Origin of the sequence: Deferribacter autotrophicus (assembly GCF_008362905.1) — a bacterium.
Classification (GTDB): domain Bacteria; phylum Chrysiogenota; class Deferribacteres; order Deferribacterales; family Deferribacteraceae; genus Deferribacter; species Deferribacter autotrophicus.
Genome location: NZ_VFJB01000006.1, coordinates 158,023 through 183,210 on the forward strand (window position 1 = coordinate 158,023; position 25,188 = coordinate 183,210).

Here is a 25,188-nt window from a genome sequence, read left to right on the forward strand (position 1 = left end):
CATGATTATTGTAATGAGGCCTGAGGCCACAAAAGAAGATATAGATTTTGTAGTAAAAAAACTTACCGATTATGGGTTTAAAACCCATCTTTCAATGGGGGTAGAAAGAACCATTATCGGTGCTATTGGTGATGAAAGGGCTTTACGTGATAAACCATTGAGTTCATTACCCGGTGTTGAGAAGGTTGTTCCTATTTTAAAGCCTTACAAACTGGTGAGTAAAGATTTTAAGAAAGAGCCTACTGTTATAAATATTAAAGGAGTTAAGATTGGTGGAAAACATATTGCAGTGATGGCAGGCCCCTGCTCTGTTGAAAGTAGAGAGTTGCTCTTTGAAGTTGCTGATTCGATTTACAAAGCTGGTGCAAGGATTTTACGTGGTGGAGCGTTTAAACCGAGAACAAGCCCTTATTCTTTTCAGGGGTTGGGTGAAGAAGGGCTTAAATATTTAAGGGAAGTGGCTGATCATTACGGTATGCTTGTCATAACAGAACTTATGGATCCAAGGGATTTAGATTTGGTGGCAAAATATGCTGATATTTTACAGATTGGTGCAAGGAATATGTCAAATTTTAGGCTTTTAAAAGAGGTGGGTAAGGCAAAAGTTCCTGTTATGCTTAAGAGAGGGATGTGTGCCACAATAAAAGAATTTCTAATGGCTGCTGAATATATCGCTAGTGAAGGGAATTACGATATAATTCTTTGTGAAAGAGGAATAAGATCTTTTGATACTGAGACGAGGAATACACTGGATTTGGCTGCTGTTCCTGTTATTAAGAATGCAAGCCACTTACCGATTATTGTGGATCCAAGTCATGGGACGGGTAGAAGAGATTGTATACTTCCTATGGCACAGGCTGCCATTGCTGCCGGTGCGGACGGTTTAATGGTGGAGGTTCATCCAAGGCCTTCAGAGGCTTTAAGTGATGGGGATCAATCTATTTTACCAGAAAATTTTGATGTGTTGATGAGAAGGGTTAGAGTTATAGCTGCTACTTTAGAGAAACATCTGGAAGAGTAGATTCGGTGCCGAAGGTTTTTGAAAAAATCGGTGTTATAGGTATCGGTCTTATCGGTGGCTCTTTTGCCAAAGCTTTTTATAAAAAAGGGTATAAAATTTACGGTCTGGATTCTAACAATGAGACTCTCTTAAAGGCCATTGAGTCTGATATTTTCGAAGGAGTTGCAAATACTCTGGATGATTTTTTAACTTTTGACCTTGATTTGATATATATTACAACGCCTGTTTCATCTGCAAAAAAGATTTTAAGAGATTTATCAGCGAAAAATATAACTATACCTATTACTGATGCTTGTAGTACAAAGTTTTCCCTCGTGAAGTTAGCAAAAGAGTTAAATTTGAATTTTTATGGTGGCCATCCCATAGCTGGGAAGGAAAAATCAGGTTTTGAGTATAGTGATGATAACATGTTGAAAGGTGCATATCATTTTTTAACGGTAGAGAAAGATGATGATACGGTGTTAGCTTTAAAAAAGATGCATGAAGAGATTGGGATGGTTGTAAAGGTGATGGATGCGAAAAAACATGACGAACTTTTTGGGTTAATTAGTCATTTCCCACATCTTATAGCTTTTGCATTGATAGATTTGGTAGATATAAAAAATCGTGATGCTTTTGGTTTTACAGGGGGGGGATTTAAAGATTTCACTAGGATTGCAGCAAGTGAACCGAGAATGTGGACCGATATTTTTCTTGATAATAGTGAAGTTGTAGTTTCATTGATTGATGAATTTATAAATATTTTAAATAGCTGGAAAGATAATATCCTTGATAAAAAGGAAGATGCAATTTTTCACGATATTGGTCTTATTAGCAATATAAGAAGAGGACTGTGAAATGTGTGTAGGTATGTGTAAGTGTGCAGTGTGAGTGTAGGTGAGGGTGATATATGGTTACTTTTGAGAAAGTAAAAACATTAAAAGGTGAAGTGGAAGTTCCTGCTGATAAATCTATAACACATAGAAGCTTTATCCTTTCTGCAATGGCTTGTGGCGAATCTGTTGTAAAAAATCCTCTTATGTCAAGGGATACAAAGGCTACGATGGCCGCTTTAAAAGCCTGTGGGGTTCAGTTTGAAGAGATTGAGGATGGTTTTAAGGTTATTTCTAAAGGGTATGAACATTTTAATGAGCCTTTTGACATAATAAATTGTGAAAATTCAGGGACTACAGCTAGACTTTTAACGGGACTTTTTTCCCCTATGAGAAAATATTTTGTCTTGACGGGAGATAATTCTCTGAAAAAAAGACCCATGGGCAGGGTTACAGAACCGCTAAGCAAAATGGGTGCTGTTATTTTTGGTAGAAACAATAATAAAAACTTACCTATCACCATCTTGCCATCTGAAATGCGTGGGATAAAAATTGAGTCAACTGTAAAAAGTGCGCAGGTGAAAAGTGCAATAATTTTGGCAGGTTTGCAGATAGATGGAGAAACGGTTTATGTGGAAAGGGTAAAAACAAGAAATCACACAGAAGTAATGCTAAAATATTATGGTGTGGATCTTGAAATAGATAATGATGAAATAAAGGTACCTGGTAAGCAAATTTTAAAACCTTCAATTGTGGAAGTGCCGGGGGATTTTTCTTCTGCTGCCTTTTTTATAGGTGCAGCTTTAATGTTTGAAAATAGTGAGATTTTGATTAAAAATGTGGGTTTAAATCCTACGAGGACTGGTTTTATTCAGGTTTTAAAAGATCTTGGTGCAGATATTTCTATTACAGTTCGGGATGATTCTTTTGAGGTTAGAGGGGATATTTTTGTAAGACACTCTGGTTTAAAAGGTGGCAAAGTTGAGGGGGAGATTATTCCCAATATTATTGATGAAATTCCACTTCTTGGTGTCCTTGGACTTTTCTGTGAGAATCCTCTTGAGATAAGGGATGCTGAAGAGCTGAGGGTGAAGGAATCTGATAGAATTAATTCTATTGTTCATAATTTGAATGTTGTGGGTGCTAAGATAGAAGAGTATAACGATGGGTTTAAGGTTTACCCAATTAAAAATGTGAATGATGGTGGAGTGTTAAAATCTTTTGATGATCATCGTATTGCAATGATAAATATTTTACTTGCAAAAAGATTTGGAAACTTTTTAATTGACAGTATCGAGAGTATTGATGTATCGTTTCCTGATTTTATTGAGAGGTTTGAGCTGTTAGAGGTTTAAGGTTGCTTCGCATAGCCATTGATGGGCCTGCAGGTAGTGGGAAAAGTACTATTGCAAAGATTTTAGCAAAAAAATACGGCTTGTTGTATATCGATACAGGGGCTATGTATCGTTTTGCTGCTTATCTCATGCTCACTGAGAATATGGATTTTAATGAGCTCGTAGAATCACTTAAAGAAAAAGAGATTACTTTTGAGTATAAAGATGGTGAGCAGTATCTTGTTGTTAAAGATGAAATTGCTTTATATTTGAAAGATGAGTTAAGAAGTGTAGAAGTGACAAACCTTGTAAGTAAAGTAGCCTCTAATAAAGAGGTAAGGGCAGTTTTAACAGATATGCAGAAAAAAATTGCGTCAGAAAACAATGTGGTAATGGATGGAAGAGATATCGGTACTGTGGTAATTCCAGATGCAGAATTTAAGTTTTTCTTAAATGCTACTTTAAATGAGAGAGCAAAAAGAAGATACAAAGATTTTATTGAAAAAGGTGTAGAGATAACTTTTGAAGAGGTATTAGAAGATATTAAAAAGCGGGATGAAATGGATGCCAAAAGGGATGTGGCTCCTTTAAAAAAGGCTGATGATGCCATAGAAATAGATACAACAGGCTTGACAATAGATGATGTAGTTTCAATAATTGAGAGAAATATTGGTAAGGTGCATAGATAGTGAAAATTATAAAAGCAGAGCATGCCGGTTTTTGTTTTGGGGTTGAAAGGGCTGTTGGAATTGTGGAGAATGCGTCCACAATATATGAAAATGTCGTAACACTTGGCCCTATAATACATAATCCTCAGCTTGTAAATAAATTGAAAGAAAAAGGGGTTTTGCCAGTAGAATCAACAGGTGATGTTGAGAAGAAACATACGGTTATTATTAGATCCCATGGAATTACAAAAGATAATTATAACTTTTTGAAAGAAAAGGATGTGAATATTATAGATGCAACATGCCCTTTTGTTATAAAAGCGCACAAATCAGCAATGAATTTATCAAAGGAGGGTTATACTGTAGTTGTTTTTGGAGAAAAGGAGCATCCTGAGGTCAAAGGGATAGTGAGCTATGTAGAAGGGGAGTATTATCTAATTTCTTCAAAAGAAGAAGCTGAGCAATTACCTTTTAAAGAAAAATATGGTGTTGTAGCTCAAACTACTCAAAACGGAGAATATTTCAAAAATGTGGTTGATGTAATCAAAGAAAAATGCAATGAGCTAAAAGTTGTTAATACAATTTGTAATGCCACTACTTACCGTCAAGAGGCTGCAAAAGCAGTGGCAAAACAGGTAGATATGATGATAATAGTGGGTGGTAAAAACAGCGGTAATACAAGAAGACTTTACGAAATTTGCAAAGAAATATGTAAAAACAGCATTCATATTGAGACAAAAGATGAATTAGATGAAAAAATGTTTGAAAATATTGAAAAAGTTGGTATAACTGCAGGAGCAAGCACTCCTGATTATCTGATAAACGATGTTATAAACTATTTAGAAGAGGTTGGAAATGCAAGAAAATGCAAAAAACAATAACGAACTTGAAATGGAAGATTTTGAAGCTTTATTGGAAGAATCATTATCACTGCCTAAAAAAGGTACTGTGGTAAGAGGGCAGGTTGTTCAGATTACTGACAATCATGTATTGATAAATTTTGGTTATAAAAGTGAAGGGTTTGCAAATAAAGAGGATTTCCTGGCTGATGGAGAGTTGACTGTTAAAGTAGGTGATGAAGTAGATGTTATGGTAGTTGGAGTGACTGGTGGTGGTGCGAGGGTATGGCTTTCAAAAAAGGTGCTTGATCAGAAAAAGGACTGGCAGGATGTTTTGGAAGCTCATGAAAAAGGTAGATACTTGCCATTGAAAGTATTGGAAAAAGTGGAAAAAGGTTTTAAAGTTTTATTCAGCACAGTGGAAGGTTTTATTCCTGATGGACATATGGAATATATGCATAAACAACGTGAACCTGAATACTATATAGGAAAAGTTTTCAACTCTAAAATTCTCAAATTAAACAAGAGAGATAAAAGCTTTCTTGCTTCAAGAAAGATTTATCTGCAGGAAGTGAGAGAGGAAGAGAAAAGGAATTTCTTTGAGAAAACAAAGGTTGGTGATCTTGTAAAAGGTAGGGTGAAGAGTATAAAAAATTATGGTGTTTTTGTTGATGTCGGTCCAATTGATGTATTCCTAAGAAAGGAGAATATCAGCTGGGGAAGAGTAAAACATCCAAATCAATTTTTAGAGATTGATGATGTTATCGAAGGTGTAGTAGTGAATATTGATTCTGAAAATGAAAAGGTTGAAATAAGTTTAAAAGACAAGCAGCCTGATCCATGGACAAAAGTAGATGAAAAATATAAAAAAGGTGAAAAAGCATCAGGTACCGTTGTTGCAAGGGTGAAAAAAGGTTATATTGTAGAACTTGAGCCTGGCATTGATGGGTATATCCCTGATGATGAGCTTAGCTGGCTGAAAAAAGCTAATGTGAAATTGAATGTGAGAGACGTGGTTGAAGGTCAGGTAATAGATATTGATAATAAAAATAAAAAAGTTGTTCTTTCTTTGAAACTTTTGAGTGAAAATCCTTGGGTAAGCCTTAGAAACAAACACCCTGAGGGGTCTGTGATTAAAGGTAAGGTAAAAAGTATTACTGATTTTGGTATATTTGTAGATTTTGGAGTATTTATTGATGGACTTATCAGGAAAGAGGATATCTCTTGGACTGAAGATGTTACTGACTTAAGTGAAATGTTTAAAGTTGGTGATAAAGTTGAAGCTAAAATTTTAAAGATTGATGACAAGAGAGAAAGAATTTCTCTTGGTATAAAACAGCTTGAAAAGAATCCTTGGAGAGAGATTGATAAAATTTTGCCAAAAGGAAAAGTTGTGGAAGTACCTGTTACATTGGTAACAAAAGATTATGTGGAAGTGGAATTGCCAAGAAAGATTAAAGGGGTGATTGAAGCAAGAGAGCTTGATGAGCAGAAAGTGTTGCCTGAAGAGCTTGTAAAGGTTGGAGATACTATAAAAGCTGTTGTAATTGGCTATAATGCGAAGGATAAGAAGGTCTTTTTGTCCAGGAAAAAATATCTGCTTGATTCAGAAAAGAGAGAAGTTAAAGAGTTTTTAAAGCAGTTGGAAAGTAAAGAAGATACTGGATTTAGCTTAGGTAATATTTTAAAAGATAAGCTTAAAGATATTGAATAATCAGTTAGTTTTATTTAAGCTAACTGATTTTTAATTAAAAGCTATTTATTAAAAGCGAGTAAAGTTTTTCTTTAGTTTTTGATGTTTTTAATGAAAAGCTTAGGTTTTGAATATGTGTAAAAATTAAGAAAATGGCTTTTATATTCAGAAATACAATAAAATTGCTTTACTGTCTTGGTTTCTGGGGACTCCCCAGAGTAATCTCAAAATTAATTTTTCAGGAGTGAGTAAGAATCAATGTATTATATTCTCTTTGTTGTTTGTGCTATTTTAATTGTTTATAGTGGAATGGCTTTGTCAAAATATGGTGATGTGATTGCATCTGCAACGAATCTTGGACATAGTCTAGTAGGGATTCTCCTTCTTTCAGTAGTCACAAGCTTACCTGAACTGATATCTTCCATTGGTTCTGTTACAGTGGTGGATGCGCCTTCTCTTGCCTTTGGAAATATTTTTGGCTCAAATATGTTTAACATATTTATAATATTTTTGATGGACTTGCTTTTTAAAAAAGATTCTATCTTTGTGGATATAAGCCTAGCTAATATAGTGACAGGTATTTATGCTCTATTATTGACCATTGTTGCAATAATGGGATTTGTATTCAAAATGCCTAATTTCTTATGGGTATCATCAGGTAGTATTATTATTTTTGTTATTTATGTGGCGTCTGTTTACAGTGCTTATAGAAGTTCATTTTTTGATATACAAATGGAAAATGAAGACGAAAAAGTTGATTCTGCTTCGCTCAGGAAAGCTGTGTTACTTTTTACGTTTTTTGCAATTATAATTGTGGTAGCAGGTTTACTTTTGAGTAAATCAGCGGATGTAATTGCATTGGAGACAGGGCTTGGTAGAAGTTTTGTGGGGGCTTTTTTGCTCGCTTTTGTTACATCTTTACCTGAAATTTCGGCATCTATTGGGGCAATTAGGGTTGGATCGGCAAATATGGCTTTTGGAAATATTGCTGGTTCATGTGTGTTTAATGTGGCAATTTTGTTTTTTGTGGATATTTTTTATATGAAAGGTTCTGTATTTGAGTTTGTATCGTTAATTCACCTGAAATCAGCTCTTTTATCTGCTATAATGTTAATTATTGCACTAATAGGAGTGAAACAGGATAAGATTTCAAGATTTAGATTAGGGAGAATAAGTATTTACTCCTTTTATATAGGAATTTTTTATACATTCTACCTGTTATATATGTATAAAATGAGGGGAAGCTGATGAAATGGGTGAAACTTCTTTTTAAATTTATTCTTTTTTTGATTGTTATAATATTTTTTATAGAGATGGTTTTGATGCTTACTAAAGGTGATTCCTCTGTATTGCTCAAAAAACCACATGTCTTGGTAGTAGAGCTTAATGGTGTAATAGTTGATTCGAAAAAGGTGACAAAAAAGTTGGAAAGAGCTGAAAAAGACGAATACATTAAAGGTGTTATATTAAAAATAAATTCACCGGGTGGTGCTGTAGCTCCAAGCCAGGAGATTTACAGATTTATTAGGAACATGAAGAAACCGGTTTATGCAGCAATTTCCACACTTGGAGCTTCTGGTGGTTATTATGTTGCTTCAGCTTGCGATAAAATTTTTGCTCTTTCTGGGAGCATTACAGGAAGTATTGGTGTGATTATGAAATTTTCAAATTTAAAGGAGCTTTATGATAAAATAGGAATAAAAGTTGTTACCATCAAAAGTGGAAAATTTAAGGATATAGGCTCATCTTCAAGGGAGATGACCAAAGAGGAGAAGAGATTACTGGAAAATGCCATCAAGGATGTTTACAATCAATTTGTAGAGGATATAATCAAGGCAAGGAGTATAAAAAGAGAATTGCTCTTGAAGTATGCCGATGGTAGGATTTTAACTGGTAATCAAGCAAAGAAAATTGGACTAATTGATGCTATTGGAACTTATAGAGATGCATTCATTTCTATGAAAAAGGATTTTCATTTCTCAAATGATGTGATTTTGTATGAGCCAGAAGAAAGAAAAGGGGTTTTAAGGGAGTTTTTAGAGGGGGTTACAAATATAAAGATGAAGTTTGAGGAAACAGGTATTTTTTATTATCTTTATGAAAATTAATGATTGATAATAAGGTTTTAATGTGTTTGCGAAGGTTTCCACTGCACATCTTGAGGGTATTGAACCAGTCTTGGTTGAAGTGGAAGTTAATATTTCGAATATGGGATTGCCTTCCTTTACAGTGGTTGGTCTTGCAGAAACAAGTATCAAGGAAAGTCGTGAAAGGGTTAAATCAGCTTTAAAAAATCTCGGATTCAATATTTTTGCCAAACCTATTACTATTAATTTGGCACCTGCCGATTTTAAGAAGGAAGGGACTCATTACGACTTACCAATTTCTATAGGATTACTTGCAGCGTCAGGTTTCTTAAATGCAGAAATGGATGACACTTTTTTCATTGGTGAAGTTTCACTTGATGGAAAACTGAGAGGGGTAAAAGGAGTTTTACCTTTTACGATATTTGCAAAGGAAAATGGTTTTAAAAAAATTATTGTTCCAAAAGAGAATATAAATGAAGCAGCTATAATAGATGGTATAGAAATTTATGGGTTTGACTCTCTAGATAAAGTGCTTGCCTTTTTAGCAGGCGAGATGGATGAGAGGCCCATAAAAAAGGATATTACCGAATTGCTTATCCATGAAAATGAATATCATGATTTTGAAGATGTGAAAGGGCAGTTCGCTGTGAAGAGGGCTGCTGAAATTGCAGCAGCTGGAATGCATAACTTGTTGATGATAGGATCTCCTGGTAGTGGCAAGACGATGATTGCAAAAAGGATACCCTCCATTCTTCCTGAAATGACTTTAGAAGAAATAATTGAGACTACAAAGATTCATTCTGTTGCAGGAAGGCTAATTAATAAAAATCAAATTGTTAGCAAAAGACCTTTTATTGCCCCACATCATACAGCCAGTGATGTATCTATAATAGGTGGGGGACGCGATGCAAAACCGGGAGCTGTGAGCCTTGCCCACAACGGTATACTCTTTTGCGATGAATTGCTTGAGTTTAAAAAGAGTGTGCTGGAAGTATTGAGGCAACCGCTTGAAGATAGAGTGGTGACAGTAAGTAGGGCAAACAGAACAGTGACGTATCCTGCAAATTTTATGTTTGTGGCAGCGTGTAACCCTTGTCCTTGTGGATATTTAGGGGATAACAGAAGAGAGTGTGTATGTACTCAAGCTCAAATTCAAAGGTATAGAGCAAAATTGTCTGGTCCTTTGATGGATAGAATTGATATTCAGGTGCAGGTTTCCTCAATTGATATAAAAGACTTATCAAAGCTGCAGCCTGGTGAATCATCTGAGAATATAAGAAAGCGTGTGGAAGTGGCAAGAAAGATACAGATGGAAAGGTTTAAGGAAGAAGGGATACTATATAACTCTCAGATGAATGAGAAGCAGATTAGAAAGTATTGCAGACTTGATGAATCAAGTTTGAAATTGATGGAACAGGCCGTGACGAAATTGGGCTTATCGGCAAGAGCCTATTCGAAGATTTTAAAGGTAGCTCGTACCATAGCTGATTTGGAAGAGTCAAAAGATCTTTTATCTAAACATATTTTAGAAGCTATCCAGTACCGCATACTTGATAAAGAAAATCTTTAATATTAGAGATTTTAGTGCATTATGAGTTGTTCTTTTATAATGATAAATTTAAATGGAGGCAAATTGTGTTTAAAAAAGTATTAATGTTTCTTGTTGTGGTTTTTGTATCTTTAAATTTTGCTCTTGATTTACAGGCTAAAGAAGTTACTGATATTGCAGGTATGTTAGATAAAGCAAAAAATTTAGGTGTAATGGATAAAGAAGGTGGTTTTATGGTTTGTTTATTAAATAAGAATGATGAGTATCTTGTTAAATTTAAAGTAAGTAGTGACGGAGAGTATCTCATTATGACAAAAAACAGTGGTGTAGATTTCGAAGGACAGCTATTAACAAGAAATTATAGTTATCAATTGGTAGTAGAATGTACAGATTTTAATTTACCAGACCAAAAACGATTCTTTAATTGCAATGAAGATATGGATAAATCATAAACTTATTATATGTATTTTAGTACATCTGGAGACAATCCACGTTTGGGATGTGCAAAAATATTTATTGGCAAAAAATAATGGTGATTATAAGAGTTTTTTAAATTTTTATCTGATTCTTTTTTGATAATTTTGCCTGCCAGCTCCTTATCAATGGCAAGGTGGGAATAAAACACAACAAATATTATCATTGATTTTTTTATTGGAATAACTCTTAAAATAAATCTTCAGGCTTTTAGGATTTTTGTAAAAAAACTGGTGATGTCTTCTTTGTCTTAGAATAATTTTTTGTATGATAGTACGTTATAATTTTTTCAGCATCAACTAAATAACACTCATGAAGTCATTCTATACTTCCATAGGCTAATCATTAGTTAAGAAACATTATCCTAACTGGTTTTGGATATGTAATTCTAAAAAATAGGCCGCTGGCTGTCTTAATGTTTCGGTGTGATAAAAAAAAAAATAAAATAAAGATGTTTTATTAGACGAGATTAGTGGTGATAATCATTCCTAATGATTAGTATTGAATAAATCTATAGTTATTTGAGTGTGATATAGATTTTACAAATATATGTAATTTGAATTTTTAATTAACTAAATATATTGAAAATAGAGGATTGTTAGAAGCATTAGTTGTCGTGCGTGAGAAAACTGAAGGATGTTTTGTTGCTTTATTGCTGCTTTGATGGCGAAACATTGTTATTAAAACGTTTTTTTTAGATTGGTTATAAACTAAAAAAAATGATAATTGATAAAAGAAAGACATTAATACGTTAATTGTAGTATAAGGTCTGATAGAACATTGTATTATAAATATAAACAATAATAATTATTGTTTTTTTCAATAAAAACTCTTGTTTTCTATAAATTTTGTTGTTAATTATTTTTTCCGATAGGCCTTTATAAACATTTATGGAGGTAGTATGAAAAGATTTAACATTAGTAGGCGTGATTTTATTAAAATATGTATCAAAACAACAGCTTTAATGGGACTGCCTTATGGAATGCATACAAAAGTTGCAGAAGCAGCTGAAAAGGCAGAAAAACCATCAGTAGTCTGGTTGCACTTTCAAGAGTGCACTGGTTGTTCTGAGTCACTTCTTCGCTCTAGCCATCCTGGCCTGTCAGAGCTGATTCTTGACCTGGTGTCATTAGATTACCATGAAACTTTGATGGCAGGCTCAGGTGTGCAAGCAGAGGAATCTTTGCACAGTGCAGTTACAGAAAATAAAAATAATTATATTTTGGTTGTTGAGGGAGCAATTCCTACTAAAGAAGGTGGTGTTTACTGCAAGGTGGGAGGAAAAACAGCTGTAGAATCATTGAAAGAAATGGCAGAAAAGGCAGCTGCAATTATCTCTATAGGGACCTGTGCATCATATGGCGGTATTCAAGCTGTTGACCCCAATCCCACTGGTGCGGTTGGTGTCTGGGATATCGTAAAGGATAAACCAGTTATTAATGTGCCTGGTTGTCCACCTAATCCTTATAACTTTTTATCGGTAATATTGTATTATATGACATTTAATAAGTTTCCTAAGCTTGATAAATTGAACAGGCCTTTGTTTGCTTATGGTAGAAAAATTCATGAACACTGTGAGAGAAGACCGCACTTTGATGCTGGTAGATTTGCTGAAAAATATGGTGATGAAGGCCATAAAAACGGGTACTGCCTGTATAAACTAGGGTGTAAGGGACCCGCTACATTTGCAAACTGTTCTGTTCTCAGGTTTAATGATGCAGGTGTTTGGCCTGTTTCTGTTGGTCATCCATGCATTGGATGTACAGAGCCTTCCATTCTTTTCAAAAAATCTATTGATGAAAAAGTTCAGATACACAATCCAACACCTCCTGATACTTATCCGTCAACTGAGCCAACTGAACGTGGTAAAGGTGCAGATCCTGTGACTACAGCTGTTGTCGGAGCAGTAGCAGGAGCAGCAGTTGGTGCAGGTGCTGTTTTGGCAAAGAAGCTGCCAAAGGAGGAGGATAGTGAAAAAGAAAACTAGGAGAGAATTTTTAAAAACTACAGCTGGCTTAATAGCTGGTGCTTGTGTTTCAGGTGTTGCTACTGCAGAAGCTAATGAAGAAAATTTTGTGAAAGATGATGCCTATGCAATGTTTTATGATGCTACCGCGTGTGTGGGATGCAAAGCATGTGTTGCAGCTTGCAAAAGAGTTAATGGTATGCCTGCAGAAAAAGCAGATTTTGATCCAGATGGAAAGTGGGATGCTCCTAAGGATTTAGATAGTAAAACAAGAACAATTATAAAGCTGTATAAAGAAAATGAGAATGTGTGGTCATACATTAAACATCAGTGTATGCATTGCGCAAAACCATCCTGTGTTTCAGCATGTCCTGTTGGGGCAATGAGGCAGGATGAAAATGGTGTGGTTTATTACAACGAAGATATTTGTATAGGGTGCCGTTACTGTCAGGTGGCTTGTCCTTTTAATATTCCTAAGTTTGAATGGGAGAAGGCATTTCCAAAAATTGTCAAGTGTGATATGTGTAAATTTACCAACCTTAAAGAGAAAGGCGAGCCTGCTTGTACAGAAGTTTGTCCAGCAAAAGCGGTTGTTTTTGGTAAGAGAAAGGATCTTCTAAAGGAAGCAAAAAGACGTTTAAAGGAAAATCCTGATAAATATGTTAATCACATTTATGGAGAATTTGAAGCTGGTGGAACAAATGTAATATATTTGGCTTCTGTGCCTTTTGAAAAGTTAGGTTTTCCAAAATTAGATAGTAAATCACCAGCAGCTTTTACCGAAAAGATTCAACATACAGTGTATAAGGGGTTTATTGCTCCGGTTGCTTTGTATGCAACGCTTTGTTTAATTGCACTCAGGAATAGAAAGAAAAATGAACAGTCTGATGAGAGGGAGGATAAGTAATGGCCCATGAAAATGAATATACAGTGTTGAAAAGAAAGATAGTAACAAAGCCATTTTTGTTCTTGCTGGCCATTGTTATCATTGGTTTTATGTTTATTGGTGTTCGCTATGTAAAAGGTATTGGAGCTGTGACTAATTTAAGTGATGGGTATCCATGGGGGATATGGATAGCTTATGATGTGGCTACAGGTACTGCGCTGGCTTGTGGTGGATATGCTATGGCAATATTGATTTATATAATGAATAGATGGAAGTATCATCCTTTGATCAGGTCTGCCATTCTAACAAGTTTGTTTGGATATGGGCTGGCAGGTTTATCAGTGGTTATTGACCTTGGAAGGTATTGGAATGTTTACAACTTTTTCATTCCTTCAAGATGGCAATTTAATTCAGTGATGTTTGAGGTGGCTCTTTGTGTAATGACATATACATTAGTGTTGTTTGTTGAGTTTTTACCTGCAATTTTAGAAAGATTAAAAAATCAGGATAACTTTTTAGCAAAATATGCTAAGTGGTTATATCCAAAGTTGAATAGTGTTCTTATCTTTTTCATTGCTCTAGGTATCACGCTTCCCTCAATGCACCAGTCATCTTTAGGCTCAATGATGACAATAGCTACGCATAAACTGCATCCACTTTGGCATACTGGATTTCTTCCGCTGCTTTTCCTTATTAACTGCGTGTACATAGGTTTTGCTATTGTTATATTTGAGTCGATTGTATCCTCATTTGCATTCAATAGGCCTTATGAGGTAAAAGAATTATCTGGACTTGCTGGTATAATACCTTGGTTAACAGCAATCTGGATTTCCATAAGAATTGGAGATTTGTACTATAGAGGGCAGTTATCAGCTGTTTTTAAAGGTGATTTTTATTCAATAATGTTTTTGATTGAGTTTATGTTGATAGTAGTTGGTTCTATAATGTTATTAAATGATAAAATTAGGAAATCCCCCAGATGGTTATTTGTAACTGCATGTTTGATACTGTTTGGGGGAGGGTTATATAGAATGAATGTTTATATTGTAGGCTTTAACCCTGGGCCTGGCTGGAGATATTTCCCATCACTACCTGAGTTTATGATAACTCTGGGAATAGTTGCGTTGGAAATTTTACTATATTTGATTTTTGTAAAACTGTTTCCTGTTTTACCATCTGGTCACAATCCAGATGAAATTTTAACTGAAGAAACTGTTGAAAAAAGTAAAGCAATATCAAGGAGGTTTGGATGGCAAAGAAGATAACTATAGACCCAATTACAAGAATTGAAGGTCATTTAAGAATTGATGTTGAAGTGAATAATGGCAGAGTAAGTAATGCTTGGGCATCTGCACAGATGTGGAGGGGGATAGAGGTAATATTAAGGGGTAAGGATCCGAAAGATGCTTGGGCATTTGCTCAGAGATTTTGTGGTGTGTGTACTACAGTTCATGCGATTGCTTCTATCAGGTCGGTAGAAAATGCTTTGAATGTTGAGGTACCTTTAAATGCTCAGTATATCAGAAACCTCATAATTGCTCAGCATTCAGTTCAGGATCACATAGTTCATTTTTACCATTTATCAGCTCTTGACTGGGTTGATATAGTATCTGCTTTAAAGGCAGATCCTAAAAAAGCTGCATCTATAGCTCAAAGTTTTTCAGACTGGCCAGGCAACAGTGTAAAAGAATTTGAAGCTGTCAGAGATAAATTAAAAGGTTTCGTAAATAGTGGCAGACTTGGTATCTTTGCTTCAGGTTACTGGGGACATCCAGCTATGAGATTGTCTCCTGAACTCAATCTTATACTTGTTACTCATTATTTAAAGGCTTTGGATTATCAGAGAAAAGCTGCGCAGGCAGTTGCTATTCTTGGTGGTAAGAATCCTCATATACAAAACTTGTGTGTTGGTGGAGTTGCGACAGCGGTTAATGTGGATAATCTGGCTACTATCAATATGGAGAGGTTGAGTTATTTAAAAGAATTAATGAAAGAAACAGCCGAGTTTGTTGAGAAAGTTTATTTTCCTGATTTGGTGATATTGGCAAATTATTACAAAGACTGGTTTGGTTATGGAAAAGGGGTTGATAATTATTTGGCTGTACCTGAGTTTCCTCTTGATACGAAAAATGAGAAGTTTGAGCTTGCTGGTGGAGTGTTTTTCAATGGAAATATAAAGCCTTACAAAATGCTTAAAAATCATAGTGAACAATATTTGATAAACTCCATAACAGAGTCAATTGCACATTCATGGTATGAAGGTAAAGATGGACTTCATCCTTGGGAAGGTGAAACAAAACCATATTACACAGATTTTCAAGCTGATGGAAAGTATTCATGGTCAAAGGCTCCTCGCTTTGATGGGAGACCTATGCAGGTAGGACCAGTGGCTCAGCTGTTTGCCATTCATGCTTCTGATAATACTGAGGCAAAACGTTTTATTGATGAAAGTTTAAAGAGAATTGGTGTGGAAATTTATGATTTGCAGTCAACTATGGGAAGACTTGTTGCCAGAGGAATAAGAGCAAGGATAATGGCACATCTCTCATTAAAATTTTTAGATATGTTGGTAGAAAACATTGCAAAAGGAGATACTGAGTATGCTAACCATACTGACATTCCTGAGGGCGAGTTTAAAGGTGTAGGTTTTCACGAAGCACCTCGTGGAACACTTTCTCACTGGATTGTTATCAAGGATAAGAAAATCAAGAATTATCAGGCTGTTGTTCCTTCCACATGGAATGCTTCTCCTCGTGATGAAAAAGGAGCGATGGGACCATATGAAGCATCTCTTGTAGGTAATCCTGTACTTGAGCCTGAAAAACCTTTAGAAGTATTAAGGACTGTACATTCATTTGATCCTTGCATTGCATGTGCGGTGCATACTATAGATCCAGAAGGTAATGAAATTGTTAGAGTAAAAGTTCTTTAGAGGGGAATTTTCCCCTCTTTATACATATAAAGGAGGTCTTTGTTGGACAATATTGTTATTTTTGGTGCAGGAAATGTTTTATTATCAGATGAAGGGTTTGGCGTTCATTTTGTAAGGTATTTGGAGAATAATTATACTTTTCCTGATAATGTTAAACTTTTTGATGCAGGCACTCTTGGAATAATGGCAATGCATGTTATTGAAGAAGCTGATTATCTTTTTATAGTGGATGTTGTTGATGTTGATGGAAAGCCGGGAGAAATAAGGATATATGACAAAGATGATATCATTCTTGATAGGATTCCCACAAAAATGTCTCCACATCAGATTGGATTACAGGAGGTATTACTTTTAAGTGAAATGAGGGAAAGATTACCGAAAGTTGTAAAACTATTTGGTGTGATTCCTGAGAATATAGAAGCTGGTACAACTTTATCAAATAGTTTAGAAGAAAAGTTGCCTATACTGGCAGAATTACTGGTGAAAGAAATAGAAAATATAACTTAATAATAAACAAAATATTTATTGTTTTTTCTTGGTAAAAGGCTTAGTTTTTTGTCGATTTCTTCCGAGACTTCAGCAGTTAATTTGTATGAGTTTTCTTCAACCTCGTTTGATCCGCTTATTATTCTAATAGAGAGTATCTGTAGAATTTTAAAAAAAATTATAAATTTACATCTTATTATTTAGTTCATCCTGAAAAATCTTTTTCAGGATGAACTAAGAAGTTTCGCAGATTGTAAAATAAATCTATGAGGGAGTTGTGCTACATATTGGTAGGTATTAGAATTTTAACTTCAATTTTGAGTGTTTGAGAGAAAAGCTATCTTTAATGGTGAAAATTGTAAGTTGAATTGACAATTTTCACTAAAATTGTTATCATTCTTGTATGATAAGAAGAAAAGTTAGTGATAGAGTTTTAGAATTGTCAAAACTGTTTCCTGTGATAACAATTACAGGTCCGAGACAATCGGGTAAAACTACTCTCTGTAAGATGCTTTTTCCGGATAAACGATATGTTTCTTTGGAAGATTTGGACGAAAGAAAATTTGCTGAAGAAGATCCAAAAGGATTTTTAAATAGATTTCCTGATGGTGCTGTAATAGATGAAATTCAGTATGTCCCTGGTCTTTTTTCATATATTCAGACCATTGTTGATGAGAAAAATATCTCAGGGATGTATATTTTGACAGGAAGTCAGCAGTTTGAGATGCTGGAGCATATAAGTCAATCTCTTGCAGGCAGAGTTGCAATTGTAAAACTTTTACCATTTTCCTTGGACGAGGCTTATTCTAATCTGGATAATAAAGAATTAGATGAAGTATTGTTTACGGGTTTCTTCCCGAGAATTTTTGATAAGAAAATTAATCCCACAGACATGGCTTCTTTTTATGTATCAACTTATTTAGAACGTGATGTGAGAAAACTTGTAAATGTAAAAGATTTATTAAAGTTTGAAATGTTTTTAAAGCTTATTGCCGCAAGAAGCGGTCAATTGTTGAATTTAAGCAGTATTGCAGAGGCATGTGGAGTTAGTCATAATACAATTAAATCATGGGTTAGTGTGTTAGAAGCTAGTTATATAATAAAAATATCATATCCTTTTTTTCGAAACATTAAAAAAAGACTGGTGAAAACTCCCAAGGTTTATTTTTTGGATACCGGTTTGCTGTGCTATTTATTGGGGATTAGAAGAGTAGAACATCTCGAAATTCATCCTCTTAAAGGAGCAATTTTCGAAAGTTTTGTGGTTGCAGAGTTGCTTAAAAATAGATTTAATAAAGTAGAGCAGGATAATCTTTTCTTCTACAGGGATCATAAAGGTATTGAAATTGATGTTGTTATTGACAATGGAATTGAGCTGGATTTGATGGAAATAAAACTTTCTCAAACTTTTTCGGAAAGCTTTTTCAAAAATTTTTCTAAATTTCCAAGCTATGATTATTTGACAAAAGATATTATAGTATATGGTGGTGAGACTTTTAAATACAAAAATTATTTATTATATTCATGGAAAGATATTAGTCAGTTGTGATATAAAATAAGAAGCTAAATTATCTACGAATCCCATAAAAAATTTTGAAAGTTCTTTCAAAAAATATCGAAAAATTGGAGTATTTTTCGACAAAAGAGCTTCTTTTTACATAATGCAACTAGATAATATTGCTTGTGCAATATCAATAACTATTTGAGAACATTGCTGTGCGATATCCTCAAGTTATCTATTGGGAATAGATTTTAAAAGTAAAAAAATTAAGAATTATGGTTTTGAAAAGAAAAAGAAGGAGGATTTACCTCCTTCTTATGAATTTGTAAGCTTTTTATACCAGCGAGAATGTTTTTCTTTTATATGTTCTAAATCAACTTCACCTGTACGGAATATTGCTTTAAGACCGCATCTATTTATTGGATGGGTTCCTATATATATATGAATTATTAAAAAGAAAGTGATTAATACGAAGAAGATAGCATGTATTCCTCGTGCCCACTGCCACAGATTTTCGCTATAGGAATCTCTAAAAGCGAGTATCCATCCGGAAATTGTCATCATAATCATTGCAATAATTATAAACCATGCAAAAAGTTTTTGCCCCATGTTATATTTGCCAATTTCAGGATGCTCAAACTTTATATAAGTTTTATAAAGATCGTTTATACCACCAAAAATAGCTTTTATACCCCATTTTTCTGGCCAGATTTGCCATGATTTGATATCCTTTAACATTACAATTACAAATGGAATTGAAGCAAGGATGAAAAATAATGCTGTAACCCTGTGAAAAATTCTTGCTACCTGAATACCTACACTCAAAATTTCTGCAGATGTATTTATCTCACCAAGCCAGCTTACTGGGATACCAAAAATATATGCGAGAAATTTAAATTTGTCGGATAGAATAGGTAAACCTGTAATTATGAAGAAGAACATAAAATGTATTATATGTTTATGATACCAAATAATAATTTGGTTAAATACTTCTATTTTTGTATCAGCTTTTTTTAACATTTTACTCCTCCTCTTTTGAAGATTGCTCTACAACTTTTTTCCTATTAGCAAGCCAGTAAAGGAAATGGCCTGCTGTAGCAGCAATAGCAGCACCAATTAATACAGGAGCACTTTTTTTGGCAATATTTCTTAATGCAACACCATTTTTGTATGGGGTTTCTGGTAATTTGTATGCTTCAAGCTCTTTTTTAGGAACAATAGTAACCCATCCTAGACTTCCCACATAATTATTTATTTCCTCCAGCCCATAAGCCACAAAAGGCTCATTATAGGTAGATTCGTACTTTTCAATCCTTTTTAAAACTTCTTTTCTTACCTCTTCAAAAGTTCCTGAAAACATAGCACCTGTTGGGCAGGCTTCAACACAAGCCTGTTTTAACCCATTTTCTACACGGTCGTAGCAGAATATACATTTGAAAGTTTTATTTCTTTTAATATCATATTTGGGAACATTAAAGGGGCATGCATCCATACAGGATCTACATCCTACGCAGATTTCATCATGTATTACTACAGCACCATTTTTTCGTTTTTCAATAGCATTAGCTGGGCATATTTGCATACATGGTGCATTTTCACAATGGTTGCAGTGATTAAATTTAGTTATTTTTTGAGTTTTTGGGTATTTTCCATATTCGTGTATTTCTGGAGTAAGATAGTAGTAGCTTTCATTTGTTTCGTTTACAGCAAGTTCATATCTTTTGTTTTTATCTCTAAATTGTCTGGCTCTATTTTCCACTGCACAATTTATCATGCATGCATAACACCTAATGCAGGATATGGAGTCGTAACAAATTAAATTTTTGCTCATTTTGCCCTCCTTATTTTTACAATGAAATCTTGAGAAAGTTGACCACCATCAAGTGGTGAAAAGTTGAAATTGCCAATATGGTTTGGGTTCAAACCGTATTGTGGAGCATAAGTTAGAAATTTATTGAGTTTATTATAAAAACCAGCGCCAACTCCGTAATATGCAAAGAGAGCATCAGGATGAACATACTCCACTAGTTTTACCTTAGCCAACGTTGGTAAATGAGGTTTTTCTATATTGAAAATTTCCACCATGTCTCCATCTTTTAACCCCAATTTTTCACCTTTTGCTTTGTTAATATACACTGCATCCCAATCAATCATTTCACCCAAAACCTTTAAAATTGGGTTGTTTTTAGTTTGTGCACCGGTAAATGAACTCAAAGGATTGAATGCTGTTATTGGTACGAACTCATCATTGCCAAGATAATTTTTAGATGTTCTCCAGTATGGTTCAATATATTTAAATTTTGGATCAAGTATTGAAGCCAATTTTTCGTTTTTAGGTTTCATTTTCAGATAGTTATTAAGGAAGAAAGTGCTGTATATTTCTATTTTTTTCGATTTTGTTTTAGCTTTTACGCCGTATTTTATATGACCTGTCCAAACCCCTTTTTCAAAAAGGGCAGGTATTGAGAATTCAGCTTTTTCTTCATCAGTAAACCCTTTGATATGTGAAAGCTGTTTATCCCAGATGGCTTGAATACCTTTCTCTTCGAATTCTTTAAAGTATTTATTATAGGTTTCACTATCAAATACTCTTTTTGCGAGTTCGAGAACAATCCAGTAACCATTTTTTGCTTCAAAAAGTGGTTCTACAGCTTTTTTATGGATTGCTATGACCGGATATGGTGTTTTGAATTTTGTTCTTATTGCTTCATCTCTTTCTAAAAACATTGCATCGGGAATAACCACATCAGCATAAAGAACTGTTTCGTTGAAAAATGGGGATACAGCTACAATCATTTCAAGTTTTTCTAAAGCTTTAATTATTTCTTCTCCACCTGTTGAACCACCTATTATGTTTTGTCCCCAAAAAACTGCCATTTTGCATTTGTAGGGTTTTTCTTCTAAAAGTGACTTGATAAATAATCTTCTGTAATTTGCTGTGTTAATAAATGAGAAATTATCAAATTTTCTGTAGTAGAGACTGATAGGTTTTTTTTGAGGTTTTGGTGTTTTTAAAAAGTGGGCTGTCTTGACTTTTCTTTGCAAAATCATTCCACCTTTTGTTCCAATGTTTCCTAAAAGAACGTTTAATATCAAAATTACACGTTTCTCTTCCATTGAGTTTTCATATCTGGTTGATCTGTATCCTCTTTCGATGAATACTTGTGGGGAATTCTTAATCAGATTTTCAGCTACTTGTTTAATTTTACTTGCTGGGATTGATGTGATTTTTTCAGCCCATTCTGGAGTATATTGATTTGAGGATTCTCTTAATGCTGTAAGTGCTGTTTTTACTTTTTTACCGTTATACTCAAATGTTCCTATCAATGCAGGTTTTTGAGCAAGATGTGATAATTTGAAGGATTTATCAGCTTCATCAAATACTAGATAATCAAAATGTTTATCATCAGTTTTTTCTGTGTATACAGGTTTTCCTTCATCATCAATTAGCATTGCAGCATTGGTATATTTATTTAAAAACTCCTTGTTGTAGCCGTCAGTGGTTAAAATAATGTTAGTTAAGGCTAAAAGGAAAGCAAGGTCTGTTCCAGGTCTGATAGGTAGCCAATCAGTGAGACTTTCTCCTGCTTCAGATGGTTTCCTAGGATCAACTACAGTAATTTTCAATCCGTTTCTCTTTCCACGACCAAACATTATACCCCATGGGAATGTTACAAGTCCGCCGCCAGGGTTTCTATTTATGAGCAATCCGTATTTTGCATTTTCATAATCAGGTGTGAGAGCTCCAGTTCCGCCACCAGGTACACCTTTATCCTCTTTACCTCCAAAAATTGCTCCAAAACTAACTACAAGAGAATTACCAAAACAGGTATCTCCATAACCTACAATATTTGGGGTTCCATAAATTTTGAAAAACTGTTTATCCATTTCTGGAGCACTATTAAATCGTGGAAGAAAAGCTACAAGATGCTCTTCACCTTTATTTTTAAGTTCTTTTAATTTATCAGCGATCATGTTTAGAGCTTCATCCCATGTAGCTCTTCTAAATTTGCCCTCTCCCCTTTTTCCTACCCTGATTAATGGATATTTAATTCTGTCAGGATTATATAATGCTCCCATTGCTGCTCTACCACGAGCACATATTCCTGGATGTGGTGTGTGTTTGTTTGACTCTACTCTTATTACCCTCCCATCGCGTATAACTGCTAGCATTGGACAAAATTGTGCACACATTCTGCACAAAACGGGTACTTTCTTTTCCATTCCAAAATCAACGGAAGAAACTTCGGCATAAGATTTTTGAATAGATAGTAGATTTGCAGACAAGGTTGAAGCTACTCCTAGCTTCAAAAAATTTCTTCTGCTTATACAGGGCATAATCAACCTCCAAAATCAAAAATTTTTGTTTTTAAATTCCTACAATCTTAATATAACTTTAATTGCAATTACATTGCAATAATTGTTTAAATGGTTGTGTCTAACAAACATTTTTATTTTTGGTGATAAGGTTAAATAATACATGTTAGATGGGAGTTTTTGAGAAAACAAAATTAATAAAAATTTTTTAAAAAGTAGATTTTTGTTAGAAATGAAACGATGTTTGATGAGGAAAAATGCTTGTTTATCAAATATTTATATATTCAAATATAATTATTTATAAATATGTAAAACTCCAGCTTTAACTAAGCTCTTTGATAATAATTTTGTCTGCTAGCTCCTTATCAATGGCGAAACGTGAATGGAAAACTTCAAATATTATCATTGGTTTTTTTTGAATAACTTTCATATTTAGTCCAGGTAAAATTCCCAATGAACATATTTTTTTTAAGGCATCTTTATCGTTTTTGTCAATTTCAACTACAATGTACTCTTTATTTACTTTTGCATCGTTTAGCCTCATATCAGTAACCCACCATTACAAGGATTGCATTGAGGATGATTCCCACAAAAAAAGCAAAAGGGATGACAGTACCAAAAATTATCATTGAGGTCTTAAATCCTCTTTCTTTTATCATGACAGAAAGCTGGGCAATACATGGAACAAAAAGAGTAAGTATGACACTTGCTACAAGTAAATGACGGATAGAAAGGATATTTTGAATGTCATATAGTCCGGCAGCACCAAAATCCCTTCTGAAAAAGCCATAAAGAAAGATTTCCCCCATTTTTTCAGGAAGTCCCGCTAGTTTTGCGGGGTAGGAGAGAATAAGAGAGAAAAGGTCAAAAAGTTTTGTTATTTTTCCAATCCAGATTAGGATAGATGCAAAAATAAAGAGAGGGATAACCTCTAGGGCATACCATTTTAGCCTTGAATATGTTTTCAAAAAGACATTTTTCAAACTAGGCATTCTAAGAGGCGGTACCTCCATAAAAAAGCTTGCCCCTTTCCCTTTTGTGTATCTGTTTAGTATGAAGCCGCTTAATAAGAATACTATCAAGATTGTGAAAAACCATATTAATAAAGCTGAGAAGCTTTGCTCAAATAAGCCTAAAATTACGCCAAGCTGTGCAGAACAAGGGATGGTTAGTGCAAGTAGAAAAGTAACAAGGAGTCTTTCCCTTTTTGTTTCAAGAGTTCTAGTAACAACAGTTGCCATAGTGCCACAGCCAAGCCCAAGGATTAAAGGGATTACAGAACGTCCGCTCAAACCAATTTTCTTGAGTGATTTATCAAGGATAATGGATAGTCTAACAAGGTATCCTGAATCCTCCAGCAGAGAAAACATAAAAAAGAAAGTAGAAACCACAGGTAACACGATGGCAATAGCATATCTTAGTCCAAGTGTAATTATACCGTAATCGCCAGCGAATAGATTAAAAAATATGGTGGAACCTAAGAGTTTGTGAAACAGATTATTGATGTATGGGTTGATACTTTCTTCAAATATTTTTGTTTCAATAAAATCTACAAGGGTACCTGCTCCAAACTGTCCTACAAATTTGTAAAAACCAAAATATAGTATTAGTAAAACAGCAATAAACCCAGCCACTGGGTGTAATGTAATTTTATCCAGAAACTGTTTTATGGTAAATCCTTTTGATTTACCATTTGAATAAAAATGTTCGCTGCATAATTCTTGCGAAAAACTCAATCTTTTTGATGATATTTCTATGTTCAAATCTTCAGGAAGGGAATTGATAATTTTAATTATTTCAGGGTAATTGTTCTCACTTTTTATTAATTCTATAGTATCTTTATCTTTTTGCAGTAGTAGTAAAGCGATAGCTCTTTTTGAAATAGGATATTCGTTTTTCAAAAGTGAAGTAATTTTTTTGATATAAACTTCAATGTTGTTACCATAATTTATATTTACAGGTTGAAAGTTATATCTACCTTCTAAGATACTTACAAGTCTTGATATGAGGTTTTCTGTGCCTTTGTTTTTTATGGCGGTAGTTTTTACTACAGGTATTCCGAGGTCGTGTTCGAGATGGGAAATATTGATTTCCATCCCTTTGCATTCAAGTTCATCATACATGTTTAAAACAAGTATGGTAGGGATACCTGCTTCCATCAGCTGAAAAGTTAAAGGGAGCATTCTAACAATATTTTTTGCATCTACCACATGGAGGATACAATCATATTCTTTTTTAAATATAATTTCTTTTGTTACTTTTTCTTCTTCTGTAATAGTCAAAAAATTGTAAAATCCGGGTGTATCTATGATCTCAATTTCATGGTGGGTACCTATTTTTGTTTTACCTTTGAATATTGAGACTGTAGTTCCTGGATAGTTTGATACGGAGGCATATTTTTTTGTGATATTGTAAAAAAGGGCACTTTTACCCACATTTGGGTTGCCCACAAGCAACACTTTGTATTCTTTCTTGTGCATTGTTACCTCCATACCAAAAAGTTAGATATATCTAACTTTTGTTTTTGTCAACAATTTTTTTCTGGAATATTTGTAAAGAATTTATATTGTATTTTATTAATAAAAAATCTAGATTATAGTTGCTTATAGGTAAAGACTATGAT

At 34.1% G+C, this 25,188-nt stretch carries 22 protein-coding genes; 16 read left to right on the top strand and 6 right to left on the bottom strand.

Going from position 1 to position 25,188, the window contains the following annotated elements; all coding sequences use genetic code 11:
• Position 1: 1 nt before the first annotated feature.
• From aroF to FHQ18_RS08565, 10 genes are all read left to right on the top strand, one after another.
• On the top strand, positions 2-1,021 hold the full coding sequence (gene aroF / locus FHQ18_RS08520; RefSeq protein ID WP_149266746.1) for a 3-deoxy-7-phosphoheptulonate synthase: 1,020 nt from the start codon (positions 2-4) through the stop codon (positions 1,019-1,021).
• A 5-nt stretch (positions 1,022-1,026) separates the two neighbouring features.
• On the top strand, positions 1,027-1,857 hold the full coding sequence (locus FHQ18_RS08525) for a prephenate dehydrogenase (RefSeq protein ID WP_149266747.1): 831 nt from the start codon (positions 1,027-1,029) through the stop codon (positions 1,855-1,857).
• A 53-nt stretch (positions 1,858-1,910) separates the two neighbouring features.
• The gene (aroA, locus tag FHQ18_RS08530) at positions 1,911-3,188 is read left to right on the top strand and encodes a 3-phosphoshikimate 1-carboxyvinyltransferase (RefSeq protein WP_149266748.1); all 1,278 of its coding nucleotides are present in this window, start codon (positions 1,911-1,913) and stop codon (positions 3,186-3,188) included.
• Between the two features lie 2 nt (positions 3,189-3,190).
• On the top strand, positions 3,191-3,856 hold the full coding sequence (gene cmk / locus FHQ18_RS08535; RefSeq protein WP_149266749.1) for a (d)CMP kinase: 666 nt from the start codon (positions 3,191-3,193) through the stop codon (positions 3,854-3,856).
• Positions 3,856-4,716 (top strand): 4-hydroxy-3-methylbut-2-enyl diphosphate reductase, encoded by an 861-nt coding sequence (gene ispH, locus FHQ18_RS08540; RefSeq protein WP_149266750.1) that lies wholly within the window; start codon positions 3,856-3,858, stop codon positions 4,714-4,716. Before cmk ends, ispH begins: the two co-directional genes overlap by 1 nt.
• Positions 4,691-6,388 (top strand): S1 RNA-binding domain-containing protein, encoded by a 1,698-nt coding sequence (locus FHQ18_RS08545; RefSeq protein ID WP_149266751.1) that lies wholly within the window; start codon positions 4,691-4,693, stop codon positions 6,386-6,388. Before ispH ends, FHQ18_RS08545 begins: the two co-directional genes overlap by 26 nt.
• A 237-nt stretch (positions 6,389-6,625) precedes the next feature.
• Complete coding sequence (locus tag FHQ18_RS08550; RefSeq protein WP_149266752.1) at positions 6,626-7,615, top strand: sodium:calcium antiporter; 990 nt, start codon at positions 6,626-6,628, stop codon at positions 7,613-7,615.
• Positions 7,615-8,475: a signal peptide peptidase SppA gene (gene sppA, locus FHQ18_RS08555; protein ID WP_149266753.1), complete on the top strand. Its 861-nt coding sequence runs from the start codon at positions 7,615-7,617 to the stop codon at positions 8,473-8,475. The genes FHQ18_RS08550 and sppA overlap by 1 nt, the downstream gene beginning before the upstream one ends.
• Positions 8,476-8,497: 22 nt before the next feature.
• On the top strand, positions 8,498-10,024 hold the full coding sequence (locus FHQ18_RS08560) for a YifB family Mg chelatase-like AAA ATPase (protein WP_149266754.1): 1,527 nt from the start codon (positions 8,498-8,500) through the stop codon (positions 10,022-10,024).
• 65 nt (positions 10,025-10,089) lie between these two features.
• On the top strand, positions 10,090-10,455 hold the full coding sequence (locus tag FHQ18_RS08565; RefSeq protein ID WP_149266755.1) for a hypothetical protein: 366 nt from the start codon (positions 10,090-10,092) through the stop codon (positions 10,453-10,455).
• A gap of 5 nt (positions 10,456-10,460) precedes the next feature.
• Here FHQ18_RS08565 and FHQ18_RS08570 read toward each other — a convergent pair whose 3' ends face one another.
• Positions 10,461-10,643: a hypothetical protein gene (locus FHQ18_RS08570; RefSeq protein WP_149266756.1), complete on the bottom strand. Its 183-nt coding sequence runs from the start codon at positions 10,641-10,643 to the stop codon at positions 10,461-10,463.
• Between the two features lie 735 nt (positions 10,644-11,378).
• On the opposite strand from FHQ18_RS08570, the gene FHQ18_RS08575 reads away from it, so the two are divergent.
• The 6 genes from FHQ18_RS08575 (at position 11,379) to FHQ18_RS08600 (ending at position 18,296) form a co-directional block, all read left to right on the top strand.
• Positions 11,379-12,464 carry a hydrogenase small subunit gene (locus FHQ18_RS08575; RefSeq protein ID WP_149266757.1) on the top strand — a complete coding sequence of 362 codons (1,086 nt, stop codon included), beginning with the start codon at positions 11,379-11,381 and terminating at the stop codon, positions 12,462-12,464.
• Entirely contained in the window at positions 12,448-13,350 is a 903-nt protein-coding gene (gene hybA / locus FHQ18_RS08580; RefSeq protein ID WP_149266758.1) for a hydrogenase 2 operon protein HybA, read from the top strand. The genes FHQ18_RS08575 and hybA overlap by 17 nt, the downstream gene beginning before the upstream one ends.
• Complete coding sequence (hybB, locus tag FHQ18_RS08585) at positions 13,350-14,594, top strand: Ni/Fe-hydrogenase cytochrome b subunit (RefSeq protein ID WP_149266759.1); 1,245 nt, start codon at positions 13,350-13,352, stop codon at positions 14,592-14,594. The genes hybA and hybB overlap by 1 nt, the downstream gene beginning before the upstream one ends.
• On the top strand, positions 14,579-16,261 hold the full coding sequence (locus FHQ18_RS08590; RefSeq protein ID WP_149266760.1) for a nickel-dependent hydrogenase large subunit: 1,683 nt from the start codon (positions 14,579-14,581) through the stop codon (positions 16,259-16,261). The genes hybB and FHQ18_RS08590 overlap by 16 nt, the downstream gene beginning before the upstream one ends.
• A gap of 42 nt (positions 16,262-16,303) precedes the next feature.
• Positions 16,304-16,768, top strand: coding sequence for a HyaD/HybD family hydrogenase maturation endopeptidase (locus tag FHQ18_RS08595; RefSeq protein WP_149266761.1), 465 nt, complete (start codon positions 16,304-16,306; stop codon positions 16,766-16,768).
• Positions 16,769-17,150: 382 nt separating this feature from the next.
• On the top strand, positions 17,151-18,296 hold the full coding sequence (locus FHQ18_RS08600; protein ID WP_149266762.1) for an ATP-binding protein: 1,146 nt from the start codon (positions 17,151-17,153) through the stop codon (positions 18,294-18,296).
• Positions 18,297-18,563: 267 nt separating this feature from the next.
• On the opposite strand, the gene FHQ18_RS08605 is transcribed toward FHQ18_RS08600, so the two are convergent.
• The 5 genes from FHQ18_RS08605 to feoB form a co-directional block, all read right to left on the bottom strand.
• Complete coding sequence (locus FHQ18_RS08605) at positions 18,564-19,268, bottom strand: cytochrome b/b6 domain-containing protein (protein ID WP_149266763.1); 705 nt, start codon at positions 19,266-19,268, stop codon at positions 18,564-18,566.
• Position 19,269: 1 nt separating this feature from the next.
• Complete coding sequence (locus FHQ18_RS08610) at positions 19,270-20,079, bottom strand: 4Fe-4S dicluster domain-containing protein (protein ID WP_149266764.1); 810 nt, start codon at positions 20,077-20,079, stop codon at positions 19,270-19,272.
• Entirely contained in the window at positions 20,076-22,586 is a 2,511-nt protein-coding gene (locus FHQ18_RS08615) for a molybdopterin-containing oxidoreductase family protein (protein WP_149266765.1), read from the bottom strand. Before FHQ18_RS08615 ends, FHQ18_RS08610 begins: the two co-directional genes overlap by 4 nt.
• 301 nt (positions 22,587-22,887) lie before the next feature.
• The gene (locus FHQ18_RS08620; RefSeq protein ID WP_149266766.1) at positions 22,888-23,109 is read right to left on the bottom strand and encodes a FeoA family protein; all 222 of its coding nucleotides are present in this window, start codon (positions 23,107-23,109) and stop codon (positions 22,888-22,890) included.
• Between the two features lies 1 nt (position 23,110).
• The gene (feoB, locus tag FHQ18_RS08625) at positions 23,111-25,045 is read right to left on the bottom strand and encodes a ferrous iron transport protein B (protein ID WP_149266767.1); all 1,935 of its coding nucleotides are present in this window, start codon (positions 25,043-25,045) and stop codon (positions 23,111-23,113) included.
• Between the last annotated feature and the right edge of the window lie 143 nt (positions 25,046-25,188).

Excerpts from the sequence above, each read along its gene's own strand:
- FHQ18_RS08620 (WP_149266766.1), bottom strand. The coding sequence starts at position 23,109 with ATGAGGCTAAACGATGCAAAAGTAAATAAAGAGTACATTGTAGTTGAA.
- FHQ18_RS08615 (WP_149266765.1), bottom strand. The coding sequence starts at position 22,586 with ATGCCCTGTATAAGCAGAAGAAATTTTTTGAAGCTAGGAGTAGCTTCA.
- FHQ18_RS08570 (WP_149266756.1), bottom strand. The coding sequence starts at position 10,643 with ATGATAATATTTGTTGTGTTTTATTCCCACCTTGCCATTGATAAGGAG.
- hybB (WP_149266759.1), top strand. The coding sequence starts at position 13,350 with ATGGCCCATGAAAATGAATATACAGTGTTGAAAAGAAAGATAGTAACA.
- FHQ18_RS08575 (WP_149266757.1), top strand. The coding sequence starts at position 11,379 with ATGAAAAGATTTAACATTAGTAGGCGTGATTTTATTAAAATATGTATC.
- FHQ18_RS08605 (WP_149266763.1), bottom strand. The coding sequence starts at position 19,268 with ATGTTAAAAAAAGCTGATACAAAAATAGAAGTATTTAACCAAATTATT.
- FHQ18_RS08545 (WP_149266751.1), top strand. The coding sequence starts at position 4,691 with ATGCAAGAAAATGCAAAAAACAATAACGAACTTGAAATGGAAGATTTT.
- FHQ18_RS08590 (WP_149266760.1), top strand. The coding sequence starts at position 14,579 with ATGGCAAAGAAGATAACTATAGACCCAATTACAAGAATTGAAGGTCAT.
- FHQ18_RS08600 (WP_149266762.1), top strand. The coding sequence starts at position 17,151 with ATGATAAGAAGAAAAGTTAGTGATAGAGTTTTAGAATTGTCAAAACTG.
- FHQ18_RS08550 (WP_149266752.1), top strand. The coding sequence starts at position 6,626 with ATGTATTATATTCTCTTTGTTGTTTGTGCTATTTTAATTGTTTATAGT.
- aroF (WP_149266746.1), top strand. The coding sequence starts at position 2 with ATGATTATTGTAATGAGGCCTGAGGCCACAAAAGAAGATATAGATTTT.
- FHQ18_RS08610 (WP_149266764.1), bottom strand. The coding sequence starts at position 20,079 with ATGAGCAAAAATTTAATTTGTTACGACTCCATATCCTGCATTAGGTGT.
- sppA (WP_149266753.1), top strand. The coding sequence starts at position 7,615 with ATGAAATGGGTGAAACTTCTTTTTAAATTTATTCTTTTTTTGATTGTT.
- feoB (WP_149266767.1), bottom strand. The coding sequence starts at position 25,045 with ATGCACAAGAAAGAATACAAAGTGTTGCTTGTGGGCAACCCAAATGTG.
- aroA (WP_149266748.1), top strand. The coding sequence starts at position 1,911 with ATGGTTACTTTTGAGAAAGTAAAAACATTAAAAGGTGAAGTGGAAGTT.